This window comes from Flavivirga amylovorans, from assembly GCF_030540875.1.
In the GTDB taxonomy this organism is placed as follows: domain Bacteria; phylum Bacteroidota; class Bacteroidia; order Flavobacteriales; family Flavobacteriaceae; genus Flavivirga; species Flavivirga amylovorans.
On sequence record NZ_JAUOEM010000004.1, the window covers coordinates 1 to 25,763 of the forward strand.

Below are 25,763 nucleotides of genomic sequence, written 5' to 3' on the forward strand. Positions count from 1 at the left end.
TGAAAATGGAAATTAGGAACCTTGCAATTGCAATAATTATAACTCATACTGGAGGTGATCCCAATATGATTTTTAAAAAAGAAACATAAAAAAAGTGGTCAGAATTTCTTCCGACCACTACTACCTATTTAGGCAGCCTTTTTGCGTTTATAAAAATTTTAACATTTAAAATTTGGATTTACTAGACGAGTGGTCATATTTTTGTATCCAACTTTATTTATATGCCGAAAACCATTAAACATGATGCCAAAGCAGATTTCCTTTTAGAAAAGGGAATAGAGATCCTGTGGAGTAAAGGGTATAATGGTACAAGTGTGAATGATATAGTAAAGGCTGCCGATGTTCCAAAAGGGTCTTTTTATTTTTATTTCGAATCTAAAGAAGATTTCGCAGTAAAAGCTATAGAAAAGTATTTTAATGGACATTTTGCTTCTTCAAAAGTAATTTTAGAAGACAGATCTATAGATCCAATGAAACGCCTTTTGGATTTTTATGAATTTAGAGCGAGTCTTTTAAAAGGTGAAATGGAATGTAAAATGGGGTGTATGGCATGTAACCTTGCTAGTGAAATGGCAGAGCATAATGAAAAGATAAGAACCGCTATTCTTGTAAAGGAGCAAACGGTATTATCATTAATTACTAGTGTCATTCAAGAAGCTCAAGATTTAGGGAAAATTAAAAACACTATGACAGCTGAGGTCATTGCTGCTTTTATTGAGGATGCTGGAAAAGGATCTATGATTAGTATGAAAGAAATGAAAAGCGCTGTACCTATTGACAATTTTATAACTATGGTTAAAGAGGTACTCTTAAAATAATTTTTAAAAAACATTAATAGTCGACTGGTCAACTATTAAAAATATTAACTATTTGTCCCTCTTATAGATATATAAATCGTCTTTAATATAAAAGAATTAATTATTAACCACCGATCTGTTCAATTTATAATTGACTGGTCAACTTTTAAAATCACTATATGAATACAATCAAAAAGGCAAAAGATGCCACCAATGCTTTTACGAGGAATTGGGCCAACTTCGTAATAAAATTTAAATGGCCAGTACTATTGGCTACGTTAATACTAGCCATAGGATTAGGGTCTCAAGGAAATATGGAATTTGATGGCGATTACCATGTTTTCTTCAGCAAATCGAACCCAGAACTAGAAGCCTTTGATGCTTTACAAGATAAGTATACCAAAGACGATAACGTCATTATTGTACTGTCTCCATCCAACGGTAACATATTCACTAAAGAAAACCTGACTGCTATAGAGGAATTAACCGCAGAATCCTGGAATACACCATATTCATCCAGAGTAGACGCAGTAACTAATTTCCAACATACAAGTGCAGTAGGAGACGATTTGTATGTAGATGATCTGTCTTATGAAACGGCTTTAAAAACAGAAGCAGAGATTCTGAAAATCAAAGAAAAAGCTTTAAAAGAACCTTTGCTGGTTAACAGAATTCTTAACGAAGCAGGTAGCGTTACTGCTATAAATATAACCGTTAGGCTTCCGGGAGTAGATTTAAATGAAATTCCTGGAGAAGTAACCCCCTTTGTTAGAAATATGATTTCTGATTTTAAAGAAAAGCACCCAAATTTCGAAGTACATACTTCTGGTTTAATACCAATGAATACCGCTTTCTTTGAATCTTCAATGAATGATATGGGTTTAACGATGATTATGTTAATCATCGTTATAATAACAACATTTATACTAACCAGAAATATATGGAGTACTTTGGCAACTTTAATTATAGTTATATTTTCTATAATGAGTGCTATCGGATTTGTTGGATTAATGGGTATTAAACTAACACCACCCTCATCTGTATTTCCAACCATGATTCTTACGTTGGCCGTAGCAGATAGTATTCACATACTCGTTACCATGCTCCAAAAAATGCGTAAAGACGGGCTTAACAAAGTAGATGCCCTAAAAGAAGCCATACGATTAAACTTCATGCCCGTATTTATTACAAGCTTAACAACAGTCATAGGGTTTTTAACCATGAATTTTGGAGATGTTCCACCATTTTGGGATTTAGGTAATATCACAGCCTTTGGTATGGGAATGGCTTTCCTCTACTCTACCACAACATTACCAGCATTAATGGCCATTTTACCAGTGAAGTCTAAAGTGAGAAAAGAAGAAATTAAAGCACATAATAATTGGTACACCAGCTTAGGAAATTATGTAGTAAAACAACCCGTAAGGTTAACAATCATATCCTTTTTAGTTATTGGAGGGCTCACATATCTAGCTACCAAAAATACATTTAACGACGAGTTTATAAATTATTTTGATGAAACTGTTGCATTTAGAACAGATACCGATTATATAAGAGACAACCTAACAGGTATTTATAATATAGAATACTCCATAGGAAGTGGCGAAAGTAGCGGTATCAACAATCCAGAATACCTTAAAAATTTAAATGCGTTTGAAGATTGGCTTAACGAACAACCTGAAGTTATACATGTTAATGCCTTTAGTGAAGTGGCCCGACGCGTAAACAGATCCATGCACGGGGACGACGAAAGTTTTTATCGCATTCCCGATAATAGAGATGAAGCAGCCCAATATTTATTGTTGTATGAACTCTCTTTGCCTTTTGGATTAGACTTAAACAATCAAATTAATGTCGATAAATCTGAAACAAGAGTCACTGTAACAGTGGATAACATTACCAGTGCCGATATGATTGCTTTTTCAAAAAAAGGGGAAGCTTGGTTAAGAAACAATACACCAAAACCGATGCATGCCATAGGCGTAAGTCCAACATTAATGTTTTCTAAATTAGGATTCAGGCAAGCAGACAGTATGTTTAAAGGAAACATTATTGCACTCATATTAATTTCTATAGTGTTGATGCTAGCATTAAAAAATTTCAAATTAGGCTTACTAAGTATCATCCCGAACGTCACTCCAGTGTTAGTTGGTTTTGGTATTTGGGCACTTTATAAAGCACAAATAAATACAGGAATGGTGATTGTTTTTGGGATGACATTAGGAATTATAGTAGACGACACTGTACACTTTATGAGTAAGTTTTTAAGAGCCAGACGCGAGTTAGGTTACGATGCCAAACAAGCTGTAGTGTATGCTTTTGAAACAGTTGGTAAAGCACTTGTAACTACAACCATTGTGTTATTGGCTGGTTTTGCCGTACTCTCTACATCGTCATTCGCCTTAAACAGTTATATGGCTAGAATAACAGTCATCATCATTTTGGCAGCACTCATAATAGATTTCATCTTACTGCCATCATTACTCATACTTACAAGTAAAAAAGAAGCAGTCTCAGCACAAAATATAAGAGAATCACAAATAGCATTCGATAAATAAATTAATAATATCAAATAGAAAAAAATGAAAAGAATAGTTTTTATACTAACCGTATTAATCACTTTAGGAATACAAGCACAAACACCAGAGGAGCGCGGATTACAAATTGCTAAAGCAGCAGAACAAGCAGATTTAGGGTTTAATAGCTCTACAGTGAATTTAAAAATGACCCTTAAAAATAAAAACGGTCAAACCAGTGAACGATCGCTTACAACAAAAACATTGGAGCTTACCGAAGATGGTGATAAATCCCTTATCGTTTTTAATAGCCCAAAAGATGTTAAGGGCACTTCCACATTAACATTTACTCATAAAGTTGGAGCAGATGACCAATGGTTATTTTTGCCATCCATTAAGCGTGTAAAAAGAATTTCATCCAATAATAAATCTGGGCCCTTTGTAGGTAGTGAATTTGCATACGAAGATTTATCATCTCAAGAAGTTGAAAAATATACATACAAGTTTATTGAAGAAAAGGGAAGCCTTATCGTAGTTGAGCAAGATCCTGTAGATCCTAAATCTGGATATACAAGGCGTTTAGTAACATATAACAAAGACAAAGGCTATCGTTTTGAAAAAGTGGAGTTCTACGACAGAAAAAATGCCTTACTAAAAACATTAGTATATAGCGATTACAAAATTTATAAGAACAAATTTTGGAGAGCAGGTACCTTTATTATGAAAAACCACCAAAGTAATAAAGAAACCATATTAAAATTTAGCGACTATAATTTTGACGTCAGTTTATCTGAAGAAGATTTTACGCAAGTCGCATTAAAAAGATCTTAACGTTAGACTAACTCGAGTGAAGCAATGCCATAGGCTGGAATTATCTTAATTGTCCTAAGTTTTTTGATTGATTTGATTGATAGCCCGGATTAATGATAGCCTTTTGGTGTTGCTTTTTTAATGTGAGTTCAATGTAATTATCTCAAAAAAGGAGAGTGGTGTCATTCCGAACGAAGAATGAGGAGGAATCTCATCCTTCTGGGATTTCTCGTCGCTCATACTTCGCTTTGTCGAAATGACAAATAACTAATAATTATAGACTTATTTTTTTGAAAAAATTACACCAAACCTAAGTTTTTTAATAAAACACAATGAACCAAAAAATAATATTTAATAGCATTAGTTTCATTCTTTTTTTGAGTATACAAGTAGTGCCTGCTCAAAATGAAGACAAGAAAATAAATCAGGATTTCGAGCTGGAAGTTGAAGCCGAATACAGATATTTTTATGACGATGCCGCATTTAACGAGCAAAAGGGACACTTTCCTTCCATAGCCTTTACCCCAGAATATTCATTAGATTGGAATAAAGGCTACGAGCAGTTTAATTTTACAGGTTTTTTTAGATTGGATGTGGACGATGAACGGACCCATTGGGATATAAGAGAACTGTATTATCAAAAAGCAAAAAAAAGCTGGGAACTAAGCATAGGACTTAAAAAAATATATTGGGGTGTCGCCGAGAGTAATCATTTGGTAGACATTATAAACCAAACAGATGCCGTGGAGTCTTTTGATGGTGAAGATAAATTAGGACAACCCATGGTACAATTTACCTATACAACCAATAAACTGGGGAGTTTCGATTTCTTTTATTTGCCCTATCACAGAAAACGAACATTCTCGGGAGCCAAAGGACGCTTAAGGTTTCCAGTAGTTATAGATAAAGATGATCTTCAATATGAAAGCAGTGCCGAAGCATGGCGCCAAGATTTGGCCTTTAGGTGGAAGCATTATTTTGGAGCTTTCGATGTGGGACTGACGCATTTTTATGGAAACGGAAGAGAACCCCTATTTTCATTCGATCAACAAGGGAACATCAACGCATTTTACCCCGTAATTAATCAAACAGGATTAGATTTACAGATTACACACAATGCCTTTTTATGGAAACTGGAATCCATTTACAGAAGTGCTAAAGCACAAGATTTCTTTGCGATGGTAGCAGGTTTGGAGTTTACCTTTAGCAATATTGATGGTAACGGATTAGACATTGGTTTACTAGGTGAATATCTTTATGATGAACGCGATGAATTAGCCTTAAACGCCTTGCAGAATGATGTGTTTTTTGGAAGCCGAATCGCTTTTAACGATACCCAAGATACCTCAATTTTAATCGGAGGGATTTCAGATTTAGAATCGAGCAGCAAGATCTTTAGTATAGAAGCCTCCAGACGTTTTGGAAGCAGTTGGACAGCAGAAATAGAAGCCAGAATGTTTAGTTCTATAGATACCAATGAATTTATACTATCTAATTTTCAAGAAGACAGCTTTTTAAGATTTAGTTTATCTAAGTTTTTTTGATAGAAGAGACTAAAAAGTATAATTTGGATGTCATTGCGAAGGAGGTACGACTGTGGCAATCTGTTTAATTTAAAAGATTCTCACACTTCAACTGTACTCAGTACTCAGTACAGGCTATAGCGAACCTGCCGTAGGCAGAGAATCTCCAAATAACAATATGTCATCCAGAATAATAAACAACCAAAGCGTCTAAAATTACTTTGCCCAATTAGGCATAACAATAATTAGGTGAGAGACTCCCTGCCTGCGGCAGGCAGGTTCGCTGTAATCTGAATGACATTGCTTCCCTTCTTTCATAAAAAAAGAGCCAAAAACATCTCAAACCGAGATGTTTTTTTGCTCTAACTATCAACACATTCTAAGTAATTATTTTTAATACACTGTTCTATGTTTTCAATAATCATAATAGCTGGAATAAGTGATCTGTTATTAAAAAAATCTTTAGGGAATAATGCAAAAAACGCATCAAATTCTTTATTTAATAACAAATTTGTACCAGTATCGTAGCCCTCGTCGGCATGAATAATGCCAATAACCCTTAACCCCGTTTTACAATGTTTTTTAACAGCATGGTTTAGCTCAGACTTATCCAGTAATACCATTAATACGGCTATAATAGCATAATGTGGTAGTATAAAACTATCGGGTAATGCATAGCGGTCTCCTTTTTTCATAACATGTTATGTTGTTAGTTAATAACATTTTAAGTTTAGTTCCTTAAAAAGGAGATATCATCTCATCAAAGCCTTAAATGTGTGGAAACAAAAAAGACGTGGAACTCAACTTATCTAAACTGAGGTACTGGTATACCTAGCACCGATAAGAGAGCCCACGCCCGGGTACCTTTAGATTTGTTTTAAATAAAAACACACATAAGAATGATTATGATTATGTTGAAAAGAGGGGGTTCGGGGGAGACTAATAACTCATAAAATTGTTATTAAGTTTGAGGGAATAAAAAAGAACGGAGTGAACTTGCACGCCTGTTAGTAAACAAGAACTATCTCACGTATTAGTCTCCGTTCTTTTCAATCGGTTACAAAGGACCAAATAGAATTTTAGAGTTTACCTATTAAAGGTTTTAGTCAAGGTAACCATTAACTTAAAACATAAAACTATGAAAATTAAAGAGACCGTAGGAATCGACATCAGTAAATTGACTTTAGATGTAAGAATTCATAGCAGCCAGGTGTTCGACGTTTTTGAAAACACATTGAAAGGTTATGGAAAAATGTTGAAATGGGTGAGAAAGAACACTCGTTATTTGAACTCGGAAACGATATTTGTTTTCGAACATACAGGCCTGTATTCATATGGACTGTCTGTGTTTTTGTCTAAACATAATATCCCCTTTGCAGTGGTTTCTGGACTGGAAATAAAAAAGTCTTTGGGAATAGTTCGGGGAAAGAACGATAAAATAGATGCTACTAAAATAGCCTTATATGCTTATAGGCTAAGAGATGAAATTACTCTGTTCCAAATGCCCACTAATGCAATTAATAAATTGAAACGACTACTTTCACTTCGTGAGCGAATGGTAAAACACCGTGCAGGTTATAAAAATTCTTTGGGAGAATATCAGAGACTATTTTGCAGAGTTGAAAACAGAAGCTTCTTTCAATCCCATAAGAAGTTGATCCGATATTTGTCAATTGAGATTAAATCAATAGAAGATCAAATGAAGGAAATCATTGATAGTAGCTCTAAATTGAAAGCGCATTACAGTCTCATAACTAGTATTAGGGGTATAGGGCCACAAACAGCTTTATTTTTAATCGTTTATACCAATGGCTTTACAAAGTTTAAAAACGCTCGGAAATTTGCTTCTTATTGCGGAATAGCTCCATTTCCATATTCTTCAGGAACTAGTATTCGAAGGAGAACTAGGGTAAGTCACTATGCCAATAAAAAGATAAAGAGTTTACTAGATATGTGTGCTAAAACAGCCATCCAATATAATATTGAAATGAAATTATATTATGAGCAGAAAGTAGAAGAAGGGAAAAATAGAAGGAGTACAATAAATGTCATAAGAAACAAATTATTGGCTAGGGTTTTTGCAGTAGTACAAAGAGGAACTCCTTATATAGATATTAAAAAATATGCTGCTTGAAAGAAATCAATAAATTTATCGGTAAAAACTTGTTTTAACCATAGAATACGTGAGCCAATCTACTTATCATCTCGTTGCAAAAATTACCAGTTTTCAGTTCAGAGACTCAAAGCGACAGCTTCAAATATTTTCTATACGAAGAATCGCAAAATTATTAAAAAGCTAATATACAAAAAAATGACCAAAACGTCATTGTTGTTGAAAAAATATGTTATGACCTTGGTGTCATGGAAAATACTTCTAAAGAATTAGCTTTATCTCTACTTGCAAAAAGAGTAAAAGAATTACGTCATAAAAAAGGCGTAAGTCAACAAAATGCTTATAATGATACCGGAATACACTTTGCAAGAATAGAACAAGGTAAAAGGGATGTTAGCTATTTTACTTTAGTTAAAATCTGTAATTATTTCAAAATAACCTTAACTGATTTTTTTGATTTTTAATACCAAAAGCAAAAAATTCTTGCCTATTACTTCTATATTTTAACTAAGAATTTTATTGTCATGAATAAAATAGATTTTATTAAGAAGAAAAAAGAACTTGGTAAGCATATACTTAAACTGAGAAAGGGAACTAAGAGTTCTGAGTATGCTAACAGATATATCTCACAACAAGAATTAAGTGATCGAAGTGAATATTTATCCAAAAAAACAGTGGGAGAAATTGAAAGAGGTGACACCAATCCATCTTTCGAAACCTTGCTAGCTCTTGCTATGGTATTGGAGGTACATCCAAAGGAATTATTAGATTTTGAATTGTAGAATGATGATTTTAAATAGACTATCATTTTTCTGCGAAGGATATTTCTTATATTTGGTTTGTGTATATAAAAAATAAACACACTTTATGGCGTTTATCCGGAAATATCAAGAAATAAATGCCATAAAGTGCGTTTATACAATTTTGTTAGCTACAATTAAAAATCTAAGAATTGATAAATCCTAAGGAGAAATACTTTCTTACCTCATTCAGGTATAATAAAAACAAACCCGAGGACTTTGGACTAAAACCTGACAGTGAAAATGACTGCTTCAAGGATAAGGATGGAGTTAGGTGGAAAGCGGAGCAAATGTGGGATGAAGGCTGGGGTGACGAATATGGCTTTGTCCGGCTTCCACTGCTAAGTCCAGATGAGCTTTGGCTCTTGCTTTTAGAATCGAATATTGATGAAAACAAACGAGGTGCTGCGGAATTCCTCGACAGATTATACCCTTTTGAACTTAAGACTAAGCTTAAAGAGCTCTTCAAAGGAAAAGACAAGCTAAATCGGAATCTGACAAAACGGTTATCTAATCTTGAAGTACTTCGAACTGGAACCAACAGGGATGAAGTAACGGGAAAGAGCTATGAGGAAGTCACCAAGGACTACCAAGATTGGAAAAGCCTAAAAGACGATTTCGAGAGGATGAGGACTGAAAGCATTTGGAAAGAATTAAAAAAACTGTAGCTAACATGGTGTATAAGCAATAGCTCGCACAAAGCCAACGCTTAAAGCCCGCTACTGCTCATACACTAACCGTTAGCTGCAAGCTGAAAAGCCAACGCGCAGTCAAGCACATTTCATTTTTTTCGTGCCTCAAAAAATAAAAAGAGCTTGCCTTTTTCCAACGCTCACTCAAATCTATCCCGATTCTCAAAACAGTATTAATCTGAATTGTCCCAAAAAAAGATGTTATTCGGGACAAAATAACATTGCATAGTCCCATTTTTTTACTATTTTTGGGACAATGTTAGATTTAAAAGTCATAAAAAAGAAAATTAAGCGTGGCGAAATTTTCTTTATCTCGGATTTTACCGAATTAGGTAACTATGAGGCTGTACGTAAATCTTTGCAGCGCCTGACTAAAGATGATTGTATAAAACGTATTGCAAAAGGCATATACTTTTTACCAAAAAAACATAAAACTCTGGGTATCATATATCCTCACGCAGAACAAATTGCAAAAGCCATCGCTAAGCGTGACAAAGCTAGAATCATAGCTACTGGTTCAACAGCTCTAAACTTATTGGGACTATCTACACAAATCCCACTAAAAGTAGTGTTCTTAACAGATGGTTCTGCAAGAAAAATAAAGGCGGGAAATCAAACCATTCAATTTAAAAAAACGAACCCAAAAAATCTGAGTATTGAACACCGACTATCAAACCTTATCATTCAAGCTCTAAAGGAAATTGGAGAAAAAAATGTTACAGAAAAACAGTTAGATAAAATACAGCACATCATTGAAGAAAGTGAAGAAATAGAAATCATCTATCAAAACTTAAAAAATGCACCTGTTTGGATTCAAAAAAAAATAATCAATAAATGAATAACTGGCTAACATTATCAAAAGAAGAGCAGATAGAGTTGTTCACCCAAATAGGTGTAAAAACCAATCTACCACCACAAGCGGTTGAAAAAGATGCTTGGGTAACACTAATACTACGAATGATTTTCACTTCTGAGGTAGCAAATCATTTAATATTCAAAGGTGGAACTTCATTAAGTAAAGCTTTTCATCTAATACAACGGTTTTCAGAAGATATTGATTTAGGTATTGACCGCAAATACTTAGGTTTTGACGGTAATCTATCAAAAGGGCAAATTCGTAAATTAAGAAGAGCTTGCCACACCTTTGTTTCTAATGAGTTATGTCAATTACTTCAAAAACAGCTAACAGCATACGGTGTTGACGCTAGTTTATATGAAATGGTCGTTGAAAACACACAAGTTTCTGACCAAGACCCAGAAACAATTAAAGTTATCTACCAATCGCTATTTGAAGATGTGTCCTATCTTCCAAAAAGAGTGCTAATAGAAGTTAGTGCAAGGTCTTTAATAGAACCAAATGAAGAAATTGCCATACAGTCAATGATTGATGAGCACTATCCTAAAACAGATTTTTCAGAAGAAAAATTTACAGTAAACGCAACCAATCCTCAAAAAACATTTTTAGAGAAATTAATTCTACTACACGAAGAATTTCAGAAGCCACAAGAAAAAATGCGACATCTACGAATGTCTAGACATTTTTACGATATAGGGCAAATACTAAATTCAGATTACGGTGCAAAGGCTTTAAAAAACACCACTTTATTTGAGAGTATTATTGCACATAGAAGTGTATTAACGCCTATGAAAACAACTGACTATAGGAGCTTAACACTAAAAAACCTTAGCATCATTCCACCAGAGGATTTACTTGAAAATTACAAAGGAGATTATAAAGAAATGCAGGATAGTATGATACACGGTGAATCACTTGATTTTGATACACTACTTAAAAATATAACAAACGAATTGAAATAATTAAATGTCAGACGAACAAAAACAAATATTACAGAACAGTCTTTGGGCAATTGCAAATTTGCTTAGAGGCAAAATGAATCCTGATGATTATAGGGATTATATTTTAGGATTTATTTTCTTTAAATACCTTTCTGAAAAGCAAAACATATACGTAACAGAATTATTACAAGGTGAAGATGAAACCGACTTTAAAAAAGTAACCGATACTGAAACTTTAGAAGCTTTACGTGAAGAGTGTATTATAAAATTAGGCTATTTTTTAGAGCCAAAAGAGCTTTTTGAAACCATCGCCGAAAAAGGAAGTCGCAAAGTTGAAGGTAAAAGTGAATTTATTCTAGACGATTTACAAGCAGTCTTAAATCACATTGAACAAAGTACAATGGGCGAAGACTCAGAAGAAGACTTTGCTGCTCTGTTTGAAGATTTAGATTTAACTTCAACTAAACTCGGGAGAACTGTAAGCGCAAGAAATGAAGTAATTGTAGATATCATTAAAGAATTGCATAAAATTGATTTTAAACTAGAAGATTTAGAATCAGATGTTTTAGGTGATGCTTACGAATATTTAATCGGAAATTTTGCTGCACTCTCTGGAAAATCTAAAGGGGAATTTTATACACCGCAACAAGTGTCAAAAATATTGGCAAAAATTGTAACACTTGGAAAAACTAAAATAAAATCTGTTTACGACCCAACTTGTGGTTCTGGTTCACTTTTGTTGCGCGTAAAACGAGAAGCAGATGTAAGTGAGTTTTACGGTCAAGAATTAAACCGTACTACTTACAACTTGGCTCGTATGAATATGATATTACACGATATTCATTACCGAAAATTTGACATTAAAAATGAAGACACTTTAGAAAACCCTCAACATTTAGACAAACGTTTTGAAGCTGTTGTAGCAAATCCACCATTTTCTGCTCATTGGAAAGGCAAAGACAATCCATTAAACAGTACAGATGAGCGTTTTGCGCAATACGGTAAGTTAGCCCCTAAATCCAAAGCTGACTATGCTTTTGTACAGCATATGTACCACCAATTAGCCGATAATGGAACAATGGCAGTTGTCTTACCTCACGGAGTTTTATTTAGAAGTGGTGCAGAAGGCGTAATACGTAAATATTTGATTGAAGACAAAAATGCATTAGATGCGGTAATTGGTTTGCCTGCTAACATATTTTATGGGACTTCTATCCCAACTTGCATTTTAGTACTCAAAAAATGCAGAAAAGCAACCGATAATATTGTGTTTATTGATGCAAGTGATGAAAAACATTTTAAAAAACAAAAAAACCAAAATTTAATAAGGGATGAAGATGTACAACTTATTATTGACACTTATACAAATAGAGAATCCATAAAGAAATACAGCAAAGTAGTTACAATAGATATAGTCAAAGAAAACGAATACAATCTAAATATACCTCGCTATGTAGATACTTTCGAAGAAGAAGAGGAAGTTGATTTACTTGAGGTAAGTGAAAAACTAGTAATGATTGACCAAGAATTTAAAATGGTAGATAGTGCAATTGCTAAGTTTTGCGAAGAATTAAACATCCCTAAACCTTTCTAAATGGAAAATAAAGAAATCATACCCAAATTACGTTTTCCAGAGTTTACAGAAGATTGGGTAAAGAAAAGATTAGATTATTTTGTTCGTAGAAGCGATAAAAAAAATAAAGAATTAAAATTCACCAAAAAAGATGTCCTTTCTGTTGCTGCGAAAGTTGGTGTTGTTAATCAAATGAAATATCACGGCAGGTCATATGCAGGTGTTTCCGTAAAACCATATAATATTTTATTAAAAAATGAATTAGTTTATACGAAATCACCGCTTAAAGAATATCCCTATGGTGTTATGAAATATAATGATTTTGAGGATGGTATAGTTTCTACACTTTACGCCATATATGCTGCAAAAGATAATTCATCACCAAAATTTATCGATTATTATTTTTATCATATTCCAAGAATTAATAGATATTTAAAACCTCTTGTGAATATAGGAGCCAAAAATGATATGAAAGTCAACAATAGTACTGTCTTATCTGGTAATGTTATTTTCCCAAAGCTTATTGAGCAACAAAAAATCGCTGATTTTTTAACTTCTATTGACAGAAGAATTAATTTATTGAATAAAAAGAAAGACTATTTAATAAATTACAAAAAAGGTGTAATGCAAAAAATCTTTAATAAAGAAATTCGATTTAAAGATGATTATGGAAATGATTTTCCTGATTGGGAAGAGAAAAAAGCAAATCAAATATTTAGAAGTTATACGAATAAGAATCATAATAGCGATTTACCCATACTATCTGCTTCCCAAAAAGAGGGAATGATATACAGAGAAAAGAGTGGCATAAAAATCCAATCTTCTGCAAAAAGTGTAAAATCATATAAAATAGTTGAACCTAATGATTTTGTAATAACTCTTCGTTCGTTTCAAGGAGGTATTGACTTTTCGAACAAATTAGGAATCTGTAGTCCTGCTTATACTATTTTAAAGAATATTGTACCTATTGATTATTCATTTTATAAATTTTATTTTAAAAAAGAACGATTTATTAATCGCCTAAGTAAGACTACAATTGGGATTAGAGATGGAAAGCAAATAACTTTCGAGAATTTCGGGAATTTATTTATACCGTATCCAAATCTAGAAGAACAGGCCAAAATTGCTAGTTACATCACCGCTTTGGATATCAAAATAGACACCCTAAAAAATAAAATAGATACTACTGAAGATTTCAAAAAAGGCTTACTTCAAAAAATGTTCGTGTAATATGGATTTAACAACAATAAACGATGAAATACAAAAGGAGTTTGAATCTTATTTAGTAAGTTTTTTAGATAATAAAAAATACTACTATTGGACATTGGACTATTTTGAATCTGTAGGCGGCTTATCGTTTCAGCATTATTTTCTTTCTGACGCGGCAAAAAAAGAAATTAATCTAAAAGGTGAAGTTTACTTTACAGAATCTAAAATAAGCTTTAGTATTAATAATAATTCTCACAGAAACGATTTAAACATAAAAAACATTACCACGCTTTTTGAAGACCATAAAGAAGAAGGTCAAACAAAAAGGTATGAATACATTAAAGAATATATCCTATGGCAACTACTAACACAACTCAATAAAAAGGACCCACATAAAAAAATTAAACTACAGAGAAATAATTTTCTATATACCTATTTACAATATCTCATAAATAATCAAGCCCCAAGAAAAAGGCCTGAATTTATCGCTTATTCAAAAGCAGAACAAGGGCGCGATTTGTTTATTCAATTGGCAGATTTAGTAAAAGAAAACAAAAACCCTAATCAAGAACTACAATCTAGAGTTGAAAAACTTTTTATATCAAAAGAATATGACGAAAAGATTCATTTTGTGTTTTCTAAAGTAGGTAAAGAGGATAAAGAAGAATTGAGAGAGTTATTAGATATTTTAAGTAAAGGAAGTGTAAATAACTATTACAGAGGTCAAGCAGATGCTACGTGGTACTTAGACTCTAGCCTTACAAGGGAAGAGAAGTATGTAGAAAATGAAGCTAGAATGTATTATGATATTCTCTCGCTAAAACCTGAAGCATTTACAAATGATTACAGTATTTATGACCGCTTAATTACAATGCAGCATTTTGGAATGCCAACAAGGTTATTAGATATTACTCGCAACCCATTAGTTTCTATTTTCTTTGCTTGTAATAACTTAGACCGAGCAAATGCAGATGGATTGGTATATTCCTTTGTGCCAGATTCTGACAACTTCTTAAATTTTGATGATGAACGTTTAAAATGTATTACAAACAATGTTGTAAGTAAAGATGAAGATTACAAAAATAACTCTTGCAACTTAACCCAAACGCAAAAAGAGGAATGTTTTGAACAAAATTGGTTTGTTCAAGGAATTGCGAAAAATCAAAGAATCAACAATCAAAGTGGTGATTTTATTTTTGTAAGTAGCGAAGCTTCAAGAAAAAGTTTAGACAGTTTACCCACCAAAATTGTCATTATCGATGCTAATTCAAAGAAAGTCTTACTAGAACAATTAGAGTCTCTAAATATTCATAGTGGTTCGGTGTATCCAGACCTTAGCCATATGAGTAGTTATATAAGAGAACGTTATAAAGATGATAGTTACATTGCAAGTATTTCGCATCGACCCATTCCTGTTTACATAGATTCTAAAACTATTAATGAAAGACCAAAAGATAGTACGCCTAAAGTACTGAGCAGCAAATTTGATGAAACTACTTTTTGGACAGACGATAGGAAAAAACAACTTTCTGCTTTCGCAAAAGCGGAAAAACTAAAAACAACCGAACTAAAAAAGGTAATCAACACCTATTTATATGATGAAAAGCCACCTTTACCAGATAGTGTGATTTCAGCATTAAAAAGTAAGCCTAGTTTAAAAAACCGCAGAACTATTGCAGAAGAAACTACAAATAAAATAGTCGAGTTTGCAAAATCTTTAAATAACGAATCAAACTAATGACCTCACAACCAGAACAAATACTAGAAAATAATTTGGTGAACCAATTAGTTCAATTGGGTTATGAAAAAGTGGTTATTAAAGATGAAGCAGATTTATTAATCAATCTAAAATCGCAATTAGAAAAGCATAATAAAATTACGCTATCTGATACCGATTTTAAGCAAATTTTAAACTACATAAATAAAGGTTCCATATTTCAAAGGGCCAAAATATTGCGTGATAGAGTTCCTTTTACCAACGACAAAGGAGAAAACAAAACCATAGAACTTATTAACCAACTGCATTGGTGTAAAAACGAGTTTCAAGTTACACAACAAGTGACTATGGAAGGTATGTACAAAAACCGTTACGACGTTACCATTTTAATAAACGGTTTACCTTTAGTGCAAATAGAATTAAAGCGTAGAGGATTAGAACTTAAAGAAGCGTTTAATCAAATTAACCGTTATGAGCGGCATAGCTTTGGTGCAGGAGCTGGATTGTTTCAATTTGTGCAATTATTTGTGATAAGCAATGGTGTAAACACAAAATACTACGCTAACAGCCCAATAAAAGCGCGTAGCTTTAAACAAACTTTTTATTGGAGCGATACCAAAAATAAATTGGTAACGCAGCTCTCAAAATTTGCAGATATATTTTTAGAACCTTGTCATATCTCTAAAATGATTACGAGATATGTTGTACAGAACGAATCTGCAAAAGTTTTAATGGTACTTCGTCCCTATCAATATTTTGCGGTAGAATCTATTATTGAACGCGTAAAAAATACTACCAAAAATGGATTTATTTGGCACACCACAGGTTCAGGTAAAACCTTAACCAGTTTTAAAGCCAGTCAAATCCTAACGAATATGCCAAAAGTGTATAAGGTGATTTTTGTGGTTGATAGAAAAGATTTGGATTACCAAACTACCAAGGAATTTAATAGTTTTAGTAAAGGTAGTATTGATGGTACAAACAATACTAAGGCTTTGGTAAAACAATTGGCTGGCGATAATAAGTTGATTGTTACTACCATTCAAAAATTGAATACAGCTATTAGCAAAGCGAAGTATTTAAATCAAATGGAAGTCTTAAAAGACAAACGTGTTGTTTTCATATTTGATGAATGCCACAGAAGTCAGTTTGGGAAAACACACGAAGACATTAAAAAATTCTTTGAAAAAAGCCAAATGTTCGGTTTTACAGGAACACCAATTTTTGAACCCAATGCAGGAACGAACGAGTTTGGAAAACGGACAACTGCAATGTTGTTTGGTGGCGAAAAAGCATTACACAAATATATCATCACAGATGCTATACGAGATGAAAATGTTTTAAAATTTTCTATTGAATACATAAATACATTCAAAAAGAAAGAACACATTTTAGATATTGATGTAGAAGCCATAGACGAAAAGGAAGTAATGGAAGCACCTGAGCGTTTAGATGCCATTACAGAATACATAATCGCCAACCACAATAGAAAAACACATAGCAAGGAGTTTACTGCCATTATGTGTGTAAGTAATGTTGAAACACTAATTAAGTATTATCAATTATTTAAAGCAAAAGACCACAATTTAAAAGTAGTGACTATATTCTCTTATCAAGCTAACGAAGAAGATAAAGATACTTTAGGTTTCACAACTTCTGATTTTGATGAAGTAGATTTAAACGAAATAGCAGAACCAAAGCCAACATATAATTCTAAACATACAAGAGAACATTTAGATAGTTTTATTGCAGATTACAACAAAACCTTTGGCACAAATTATTCTACAAAAGACACGCAAAGTTATTATAACTATTACAACGATATTGCCAAAAGAGTAAAGCACAAACAAGTCGATATTTTATTGGTAGTAAATATGTTTTTAACTGGTTTTGATAGCAAAACGTTAAACACCATTTATGTAGATAAAAACTTAAAATATCACGGTTTAATTCAAGCGTTTTCACGAACAAATAGAATCTTAAACGAATTAAAATCTCAAGGAAATGTAGTTTGTTTTAGAAATTTAAAACAGCATACAGATAATGCAATCGCTTTGTTCTCAAATATAGAATCTAAGGATGAAATAATTATTGAACCTTATGAAGATTATGTAAAAAAGATGAATGATACATTTATACAGTTACTGCAAATAGCGCCAACTGTTGATAGTGTGCACGATTTGAAAGATGAAGAAGATGAATTGGCTTTTGCTAAAGCATTTAGGGAGTTAATGCGAACATTGAATGTATTAAAAACCTTTACAGAATTTACGTTTGATGATTTAAGTATAAATGAACAAACTTTTGAAGACTATAAAACACAATATTTAGATTTAAGAGATAAGGTAAAACGAGAAAATGCAAAGGAAAAAGTATCGATTCTAAACGATATTGATTTTGAATTAGAACTAATTCATAGAGACGAAATTAATGTTGCCTACATTTTAAAATTACTAGCAAACCTTAAAAATTCTGTTTCGGCTGATGAGCAAGAAAAACAACTTAAAAACATTATGGATATTGTGGCTGGAGATACAAAGCTACGAAGTAAGCGTGAATTAATTGAAAAATTTATTAATGAGCATTTGCCTGTAATTGAAGACTCTGAAGATATTCCAGATGAATTTGTTCAGTTTATGACAACTGAAAAATTAGAAGCTATAAAATCTTTAAGTCAAGAAGAAGGATTAGACTCTGATAAACTGGAAAAAGTAATTGGCGATTATATGTTTACGGAGAAAATTCCTTTACGTGATGATATTATTGGAACTATGAATACTCGTCCAAGTCTGAAAGAAAGAAAAACTAAAGCGGAACGCATTACGAATAAAATACTGGAATTTGTGGAAACATTTATTAGCGGAATTATGACGGAATAGCCAACGCTGAAAGCCATACACATTTACAGTCGCACCATCCAAGCTAAATCCAAACTGTAAAAGAGTATATCTTTGCCAACGCTAGCAAGTTTGCGAAAAAAGCCAGCAGCTAACAATGTATATAAAACATAGCTATTATAGGCTTTCCGAGAGGTTATTGCTTATTTATTAAGTCCGCCAAATTTTTATTTTTATATATTTAGAATTTAAAAGATAAATAGAAAAAATAAAAATTCGCCTCGTGTATAATCTGAAAATTTAGTGTTTTTTATACGCTACGTTTCATATACGGAGACGTTGGTATTAATTCTGAAAAACTGTAACATTTTTTTCTATTTATTGTCCTATTATAAAGCTCAATCAAATAAAATGAAAAAAATACTCTTGGCATTATTCGCATTATTAATTTTTATCTCATGTAACGATGACAAAACTGAAAAGGGAAGAATATTGATTATAGTTTCAAATACAGAACACATGGGTGACCCAGAAAAACACTTTGCTGGAAACAATCTTTGGGAAGTAGCACCCCCATATCATGTTTTTGTTTCTCATGGATATAAAGTTGATTTCGTTTCACCAACAGGGGGAAAAGTACCTTTTTCAATGGATCCTATTGGAATAAGTAGTTATACTATAAAATATGAAAATTTTAATGGTAATGTTGAAAATTCATTAACGCCTGATTTAGTAGATTATAAAAACTATAAAGCTGTTTTTATTGGAGGTGGATATGGACCATTGTTTGATGTTGCCAATAACAACAGTTTATTATCTATTATAGCGAAAATTTATGAAAATGAAGGAATCGTAGGAGGTTGCGGACATGGCCCTGGTGCTTTTGCAAATGTCAAACTTAGTAATGGTGATTATATGGTTAAAGATAAAAAAGTAACTGGATTTCCAAATTCGACTGAGATTACTAAAAGTTGGGCTAAAGAAGGAACTTTATTACCTGTAATGCTGGAGGACCAATTGAGGGAAAATGGGGGAATGTTTCAAACTAAAAGAGATTTGAATGATAAACACGATGTAGTAATTGACAAGAGAATTGTATCGACCATGTTCTTACCATCTTCAGCAATAATTGCAAAAGAAATGATAAATGAAATAGAAAAAACTAATGCCAACAATGGTTATAAGTAATTGCTTGTTCTCTCCTACTTCTGAAGATCCTCGAGGATCTTCAGTTTGGTGTGTACTTGCAAAGTTAAGTGCTAAACCACGCAACTACTCATAGCCGAGACCGTCAGTCTGTCTCAAAACTCAGATTCGCTCTCTGAGAATTGAGTATTTCAAAATTTTCAAAGACAGGTATCCGAATACATATGTTATAAAATTGGGTTTTGAGACAGTCTGACGTTGTGTGTAATGTCCCGAAACCGATAAAAATCACATTAAAAATTTGTATTTTTACTATATGAAATCAGAATTAATAAAATCACTTTCAAACACTTTTGAAGACCATTCTCAAACTACAGAAAATGGAATTGAATTTTGGTTTGCAAGAGATATTCAGCACTTACTTGGTTATTCAGAATGGAGGAATTTTCAAAAGGTTATCGTTAAAGCCAAAACTTCTTGTGAAGCTACAGGTAATGAAATTTTAGACCATTTTGTTGACGTCAACAAAATGGTTAAACTCGGTTCTGGAAGTGAAAGAGAAATTGAGGATATTATGTTAACAAGATACGCTTGTTACTTAATAGCACAAAATGGAGACCCAAGAAAAGAGCAAATTGCTTTTGCTCAAAATTACTTCGCAATACAGACACGGAAATTTGAAGAAATAGAGAAGAGAATAAAGGATTGGGAAAGACTTCAAGCAAGACAAAAATTAACATTGTCTGAAAAGGAACTTTCTGAACTTATTTACGAACAAACTGGAAACGATAGGAATTTTGGACTAATTAGGAGTAAAGGTGACCAAGCTTTATTTGGGAAAACCACACAACAGATGAAAAAGAAGTTAGGAGTTCCTAAAGGAAGAGCACTTGCAGACTTCTTGCCGACCATAACTATTAAAGCTAAAGATTTTGCTGCTGAAATAACTGTTTTCAATACTAAAGAAAAAGGGTTGTCAACAGAAAGACAAATTTCAGCTGAACACATTACAAATAATCGTGGTGTCCGAAACATTCTGCTTAAACGAGGCATAAAGCCAGAGGAATTACCACCAGAAGAGGATCTTAAAAAGCTTGAAAGAAGAGTGAATTCTGAATCAAAAAGACTTGGGAAAAATCCTGATAAATTGAATTAAAAACACTACACACAACAATGGTAGCCGTTGCACAAGCCCCTAATTTGATAAAAAATACACGATTATAAGGTCTTTTTAGGGCTTTTCTATTTTCATATTATTTTATATATATGATAAAAATTAAAGGTCTTACCGATACCAATAATTGTTCTACGAAAGCTGTTTTTTCAAAACGGTTATGCTTCATAGCTTTTGCTTTACTATTCACCAGTTTTGAGTGAATTTTAAATATTTCTTTAGATTGTAAGCAATGGCAGAGAGGTGCATCACCTTATTAGCTTGTTTAATACCTAAGGTGTTTATTTTTCTGAGTCTCATAAATTGCGTTAATGTTCCAAAAACGGGTTCTACCGTACTTTGTCGTTTCCTTTTCATATAACACTATCAACACATTCTAAGTAATTATTTTTAATACACTCTTCTATGTTTTCAATAATCATAATGGGAGGAATGAGTGCTCTGTTATTAAAAAAGTCTTTAGGAAATAATGCAAAAAACGCATCAAATTCTTTGTTTAATAACAAATTACTACCAGTATCGTAGCCCGTATCGGCATGAATAATGCCAATAACCCTTAAGCCCGTTTTACAATGTTTTTTAACAGCATGGTTTAGCTCAGACTTATCTATATAATACCATTAACACGGCTATAATGGCATAATGTGGTAGTATAAAACTATCGGGCAATATAGGGCAGTCTCCTTTTTTCATAACATGTTATGTTGTTAGTTAGTAACATTTTAAGTTTAGTTCCTTAAAAAGAGATATCATCTCATCAAAGCCTATAATGCGTGAAAACAAAAAGGCGTGAAACTCAACTTAATGCCATTGAGGTACTGGTATACCATGCAACAATAAGTGGACCCACGCCAAAAGACCTTTTGATTGTTTTTAATAAAAAATTAATAAAAGAGATTATAATTATGTTGAAAAGGTAATGTCAGGGAGAGACTCATAGCCCTTAAAATTGTTATTAATTTTGCGGGCAGTAAAAAGAACGAAAAATAACTACGCACAACAAGGTAAAAAAACAATGCTAAATTTAAGGCTTAATCAAAGGCTAGTGCGTATTTGGTAACCGTTTACCTAATTAAAACTAATCTAAATGTAACAACTCTCTTCTATAGTAGTCTTAATCATAAACAAAATAATTAAATATGAAAAAGGTAACCATTACAAGTTTTACCCTACTTATTTTTTTTAATATCTCTTACACTTTTTCTCAAACAAAAAATAGTGATATCGAAAGTACAACAGAATATTTTCATCAGAGAAATGAAGCGGTAAGTTTAGTTAAAAATAAAAAATGGCAAGAGTCCATCTCTATTTTAGAGAAACTAACTAAAGACTATGAAAACGATCCTGATTTATTTTATTTATTAGGACTTTCTTATTATCAAATTGAGCAGTATCAAAACGCAATTACTGCACTAAAGAAAACTCTTGACTTAGGAGGCACTATTTTAAGGGGAATTCCAACAGGTTCTGCACCATCAAATGATATTATGATAAAAATCGCTAAGGCCTATGCTAAAGACAACGATAAAAATAATACGATATTATGGCTACAAAAAGGTTTTGCTTCACGTTATGATGAAAAACCCTTCTTAAAGAGCAGTTCTACTTTTAAAAACTTCAATGAAGATGAAGATTTTCTAGAGCTATTTGGGGATAATAATCAAACAGATATTACAAGAGAAAAAACTTGGACTAAAGATATTTCATATTTAGAAAAACGAATTAATGAGTTACATTATAGTCCTTATCATGGCATTTCTAAAACAGAATTATCAAAAGAAATTCTAAAATTAAAAACAAATATAGTGTCATTATCTGATGAACAGATTATTGTAGAACTAATGAAAATTATTGGAAGTTTAGGCAATGGACATAATTTAATTATTCCGACATCTCCAAATAAAGGTGCCTTAAAAAAACTTCCTGTTCAGTTTTATCAGTTTAATGATGGACTATTTATTGTTGATGCTGAGAAAGGCTTTGAACAATGGATTGGCTATAAAGTAGAGTTGATTGAAAATACACCTATTGAAATAGCACTTCAAAAAACAAACTCTGTAAATGCGAGAGATAATGATATGCAAACACTTTGGTTAGGACCTTATTATTTGGGATTACCAGATGTATTAAAAGGTTTAGAAATTGTAAAGAACTCAAATCAAGTAATTCTTACTTTAAGTGATGTAAAAGGAAAGTCTCAAAAAGTTACAATGAATCCAGTTGTTTGGAGTTTTTCCGACTTCCCTAAAATGCCAAAACTAAAAGATAATGAACAACCAATATTCTTGTCGAAAACAGAAAACCCATATTGGTCTAAATTGATTCGAGAAAATAATAGTATATATGTTCAGTTTAATGCTGTTACACAAAAGAAAACCCAATCTTTAAAAGATTTTAACATCGAATTACGTAGTCAGATATCTAAAAACAATACACAAAATTTAATTTTAGATTTAAGACATAATCACGGAGGAAATGGTTCTATCTTAACACCAATGTTAAAAACCATTATCAATTTTGAAGTTATGAATCCAAATGGAAAGATCTTTGTGCTAATTGGACGAGAAACTTTTTCTGCAGCTCAAAACTTATTAACGGATATTACGAAATACACAAATCCGATTATAGTAGGCGAACCTAGTGGATCAAAACCCAACCATATTGGAGAAGCAGGATGGTTTAAGTTGCCGTATTCGGGATTAACGGGACTTATCTCGACACAATTTCATCAAACATCAAAAGCAGAGGATAACCGCAAATGGATTGCGCCACATATTCCTGTCAGTTTATCATCAACCGATTATTTTAATGGAAATGACAAGGCTTTTAATATTATATTGGAAGTGATAAAGTCTAATAAAAACTAGGTGTAACAACGTATAATTTATTGCTGGTTTTTAGCTTACTTGCGAAATTTCTGCTGTAATTTTCTATCTGTGATTTGTTAACTAAATTAGTTGCTTAAAATACAACAAACCATATACCAACCATTGTGCCACATTTAACAAACTACAGGCAACCATTTCAAACTTATGTGCGTCTTTTCTAATAGAAAATGAAATGAATGAATAAAATATATCTCGCTCTAACCATAGGTTTAACTTGCTTCAATGCAAACTATGGACAGGAATTTTATGCTGGATTTAAAACTTTGCAATTAAAAGACAGTACACGTACTTACAAGCCTAACACAAAACCAACAGACAGTTTACATTTTAGACCAGTAGATTTAGATATTTGGTATACGTCAAAAGAAAAAAATGGAAAGCCGATGCTTTTCAAAGACCTGTTCAGCTTATTCGAGCAGCGAGCCATGAGCTATCAGGATGATGATTTTTCTGGAATGACCGAAGCACTGGCTCAATTTTATGTGTCCGAACTCGGAGTAGGAACGGATGGAAAAAAACTACTTAACATTAAAACAGACACTTATTCAAACCTTCGGCCTACAGAAACAAAATATCCTGTTATTATTTATATGGCTGGTTTTAATGGAATGGGATTTGAAAATTACAAAATTCTTGAGACGTTAGCTCAAAATGGATATTTGGTAGTTTCAATTTGGAGTGTTGGACGTTATCCAGGAAATATGACCAATAATATGGACGATATGATGGAACAAGTGTATGACGCGGAGTTTGCCATAAGCTACTTAAAGCGAAATAAAACAATAACTGCAAACTTTAATAACGTAGGGTTAATTGGATGCAGTTGGGGCGGTATGAGTTCAGCTGTTTTTGCTAAAAGAAACCCTGAAATCAAGGCATTTGTGTCTCTTGACGGTACAGAGACACATTATTTTGGAGAAGCAGAACAAGACGACCGTTTTATTCAAGAAATACACGACAATAACCTCTTACTGCCAATTGAGCAAAAATTAAATTACCTCTATCTGGAAAGTGGGGATAAGCTAAGTGAATTTACAGCCGTAAAGGAATTTCATTATTATAAAGAATCAGATGAACCAAAATATTATTTGCGCTTCAAGAATAGCCAGCACGCTGATTTTACTTGTATTCCCGCAATAGTGAAATCGTCAGAGAAAGCGGTTAAAATCCACAATAATATTCAGTCTTTGACATTATCTTATTTGAACAAATCAATGAAAGAGAAAAGTGGGTTTGAGACATATTGGAAAAAAATGACCTCTTTAAATAACACCACAACTACATCTTTTGACATTAAGCAAATATCTGAAACTATCAAGGAGTTTTCAGGTTTAATTCTTGATAAGCAGACAAACAAGCCCTTACCTTATGTAAATATTGGTGTTCTAAATCGAGAAATAGGTACTGTCTCCAATTCAGATGGCAAATTTTTACTGGAGCTAAAAGAAGAATTTAAAAATGACACCATAAGAATTTCATCAATAGGCTTTAAGTCTATTGAAATACTTGTCAAAGAAATCATTGAAGAAAAAGAACCAGTTTTTCTAAAGCTAGAAGAAGATATTAGTGAATTGAGTGAAGTTGTCATTACAGCGAAAACACTGAAGAAAAGAGTACTAGGAAATAAAACAGAATCCAAGTTTATTAGTACTGGTTTTAACTATGACCAACTAGGTGCAGAAATGGGAGTTAAAATCAATATCCGAAGAAATCCGACAATTGTAGATGCTTTCAACTTTAATATTCCTTACAACAGATTAAGTGCTAAATCGGTTTTTAGGCTCAATTTTTATAGTATTAATAAAGGAAAACCTGATGTCAATTTGTTGAACGATAATATCCTCGTTACCATTGAACCGAAACAAACAGGTAATGTAACCATCAATTTAAAACCTTACGGAATTGTTTTGACAAACGATGTTATTGTTACGCTTGAATGGGTCGAGACAAAAGGAGAAAACAATAAGGGCGAAGCAATTTTTTTCTCACTTGGTATCTTAAATAGCGGAACTCTTTATAAAAAATCGAGCCAATCAAAATTCAAAAAATACAGCAGTATGGGAGTCGGATTTAACATAGAAGTAAGGTATTAAACGTGGCACAATACCGTATCGTTATGAGAAATCGCAAAGCATTTTTTTCACTGGAAACAGGGTTATATAAAAAGTTAA

The 25,763-nt window shown here is 32.6% G+C and carries 20 protein-coding genes; 18 read left to right on the forward strand and 2 right to left on the reverse strand.

What is annotated here, in order from left to right:
• Positions 1–221 precede the first annotated feature (221 nt).
• From Q4Q39_RS11735 to Q4Q39_RS11750, 4 genes are all read left to right on the forward strand, one after another.
• The gene (locus Q4Q39_RS11735) at positions 222–818 is read left to right on the forward strand and encodes a TetR/AcrR family transcriptional regulator (RefSeq protein WP_303282682.1); all 597 of its coding nucleotides are present in this window, start codon (positions 222–224) and stop codon (positions 816–818) included.
• A gap of 158 nt (positions 819–976) precedes the next feature.
• Entirely contained in the window at positions 977–3,355 is a 2,379-nt protein-coding gene (locus Q4Q39_RS11740) for an efflux RND transporter permease subunit (RefSeq protein WP_303282683.1), read from the forward strand.
• A gap of 24 nt (positions 3,356–3,379) precedes the next feature.
• Positions 3,380–4,144 (forward strand): outer membrane lipoprotein-sorting protein, encoded by a 765-nt coding sequence (locus Q4Q39_RS11745; RefSeq protein ID WP_303282684.1) that lies wholly within the window; start codon positions 3,380–3,382, stop codon positions 4,142–4,144.
• Positions 4,145–4,455: 311 nt separating this feature from the next.
• Positions 4,456–5,667, forward strand: coding sequence for a hypothetical protein (locus tag Q4Q39_RS11750; protein ID WP_303282685.1), 1,212 nt, complete (start codon positions 4,456–4,458; stop codon positions 5,665–5,667).
• Positions 5,668–6,008: 341 nt separating this feature from the next.
• On the opposite strand, the gene Q4Q39_RS11755 is transcribed toward Q4Q39_RS11750, so the two are convergent.
• Positions 6,009–6,341, reverse strand: coding sequence for a hypothetical protein (locus tag Q4Q39_RS11755; protein ID WP_303282686.1), 333 nt, complete (start codon positions 6,339–6,341; stop codon positions 6,009–6,011).
• A 443-nt stretch (positions 6,342–6,784) separates the two neighbouring features.
• Here Q4Q39_RS11755 and Q4Q39_RS11760 point away from each other — a divergent pair, with 443 nt between their 5' ends.
• The 12 genes from Q4Q39_RS11760 (at position 6,785) to dinD (ending at position 20,686) form a co-directional block, all read left to right on the forward strand.
• On the forward strand, positions 6,785–7,780 hold the full coding sequence (locus tag Q4Q39_RS11760; protein ID WP_303282687.1) for an IS110 family RNA-guided transposase: 996 nt from the start codon (positions 6,785–6,787) through the stop codon (positions 7,778–7,780).
• A 227-nt stretch (positions 7,781–8,007) separates the two neighbouring features.
• On the forward strand, positions 8,008–8,223 hold the full coding sequence (locus Q4Q39_RS11765) for a helix-turn-helix domain-containing protein (protein ID WP_303282688.1): 216 nt from the start codon (positions 8,008–8,010) through the stop codon (positions 8,221–8,223).
• A 60-nt stretch (positions 8,224–8,283) separates the two neighbouring features.
• Positions 8,284–8,541: a helix-turn-helix domain-containing protein gene (locus Q4Q39_RS11770; protein WP_303282689.1), complete on the forward strand. Its 258-nt coding sequence runs from the start codon at positions 8,284–8,286 to the stop codon at positions 8,539–8,541.
• A gap of 170 nt (positions 8,542–8,711) precedes the next feature.
• The gene (locus tag Q4Q39_RS11775) at positions 8,712–9,227 is read left to right on the forward strand and encodes a hypothetical protein (protein ID WP_303282690.1); all 516 of its coding nucleotides are present in this window, start codon (positions 8,712–8,714) and stop codon (positions 9,225–9,227) included.
• Positions 9,228–9,507: 280 nt separating this feature from the next.
• A complete protein-coding gene (locus Q4Q39_RS11780; protein ID WP_303282691.1) occupies positions 9,508–10,089 on the forward strand; it encodes a DUF6088 family protein in 582 nt (193 codons plus the stop codon).
• The gene (locus tag Q4Q39_RS11785) at positions 10,086–11,069 is read left to right on the forward strand and encodes a nucleotidyl transferase AbiEii/AbiGii toxin family protein (protein ID WP_303282692.1); all 984 of its coding nucleotides are present in this window, start codon (positions 10,086–10,088) and stop codon (positions 11,067–11,069) included. The genes Q4Q39_RS11780 and Q4Q39_RS11785 overlap by 4 nt, the downstream gene beginning before the upstream one ends.
• A gap of 4 nt (positions 11,070–11,073) precedes the next feature.
• Entirely contained in the window at positions 11,074–12,642 is a 1,569-nt protein-coding gene (locus Q4Q39_RS11790; RefSeq protein ID WP_303282693.1) for a type I restriction-modification system subunit M, read from the forward strand.
• A complete protein-coding gene (locus Q4Q39_RS11795; RefSeq protein WP_303282694.1) occupies positions 12,643–13,851 on the forward strand; it encodes a restriction endonuclease subunit S in 1,209 nt (402 codons plus the stop codon).
• A 1-nt stretch (position 13,852) separates the two neighbouring features.
• Positions 13,853–15,568: an FRG domain-containing protein gene (locus tag Q4Q39_RS11800; protein ID WP_303282695.1), complete on the forward strand. Its 1,716-nt coding sequence runs from the start codon at positions 13,853–13,855 to the stop codon at positions 15,566–15,568.
• Positions 15,568–18,426: a type I restriction endonuclease subunit R gene (locus tag Q4Q39_RS11805; RefSeq protein ID WP_303282696.1), complete on the forward strand. Its 2,859-nt coding sequence runs from the start codon at positions 15,568–15,570 to the stop codon at positions 18,424–18,426. Before Q4Q39_RS11800 ends, Q4Q39_RS11805 begins: the two co-directional genes overlap by 1 nt.
• A gap of 369 nt (positions 18,427–18,795) precedes the next feature.
• Positions 18,796–19,572, forward strand: coding sequence for a type 1 glutamine amidotransferase domain-containing protein (locus Q4Q39_RS11810; RefSeq protein ID WP_303282697.1), 777 nt, complete (start codon positions 18,796–18,798; stop codon positions 19,570–19,572).
• A gap of 274 nt (positions 19,573–19,846) precedes the next feature.
• Positions 19,847–20,686 carry a DNA damage-inducible protein D gene (dinD, locus tag Q4Q39_RS11815; RefSeq protein WP_303282698.1) on the forward strand — a complete coding sequence of 280 codons (840 nt, stop codon included), beginning with the start codon at positions 19,847–19,849 and terminating at the stop codon, positions 20,684–20,686.
• A 204-nt stretch (positions 20,687–20,890) separates the two neighbouring features.
• On the opposite strand, the gene Q4Q39_RS11820 is transcribed toward dinD, so the two are convergent.
• On the reverse strand, positions 20,891–21,061 hold the full coding sequence (locus Q4Q39_RS11820) for a transposase (RefSeq protein ID WP_303282699.1): 171 nt from the start codon (positions 21,059–21,061) through the stop codon (positions 20,891–20,893).
• A gap of 782 nt (positions 21,062–21,843) precedes the next feature.
• On the opposite strand from Q4Q39_RS11820, the gene Q4Q39_RS11825 reads away from it, so the two are divergent.
• A complete protein-coding gene (locus tag Q4Q39_RS11825) occupies positions 21,844–23,571 on the forward strand; it encodes a CDC27 family protein (protein WP_303282700.1) in 1,728 nt (575 codons plus the stop codon).
• Positions 23,572–23,768: 197 nt separating this feature from the next.
• Positions 23,769–25,685, forward strand: coding sequence for a carboxypeptidase-like regulatory domain-containing protein (locus tag Q4Q39_RS11830; protein WP_303282701.1), 1,917 nt, complete (start codon positions 23,769–23,771; stop codon positions 25,683–25,685).
• The last annotated feature ends 78 nt before the right edge of the window (positions 25,686–25,763 follow it).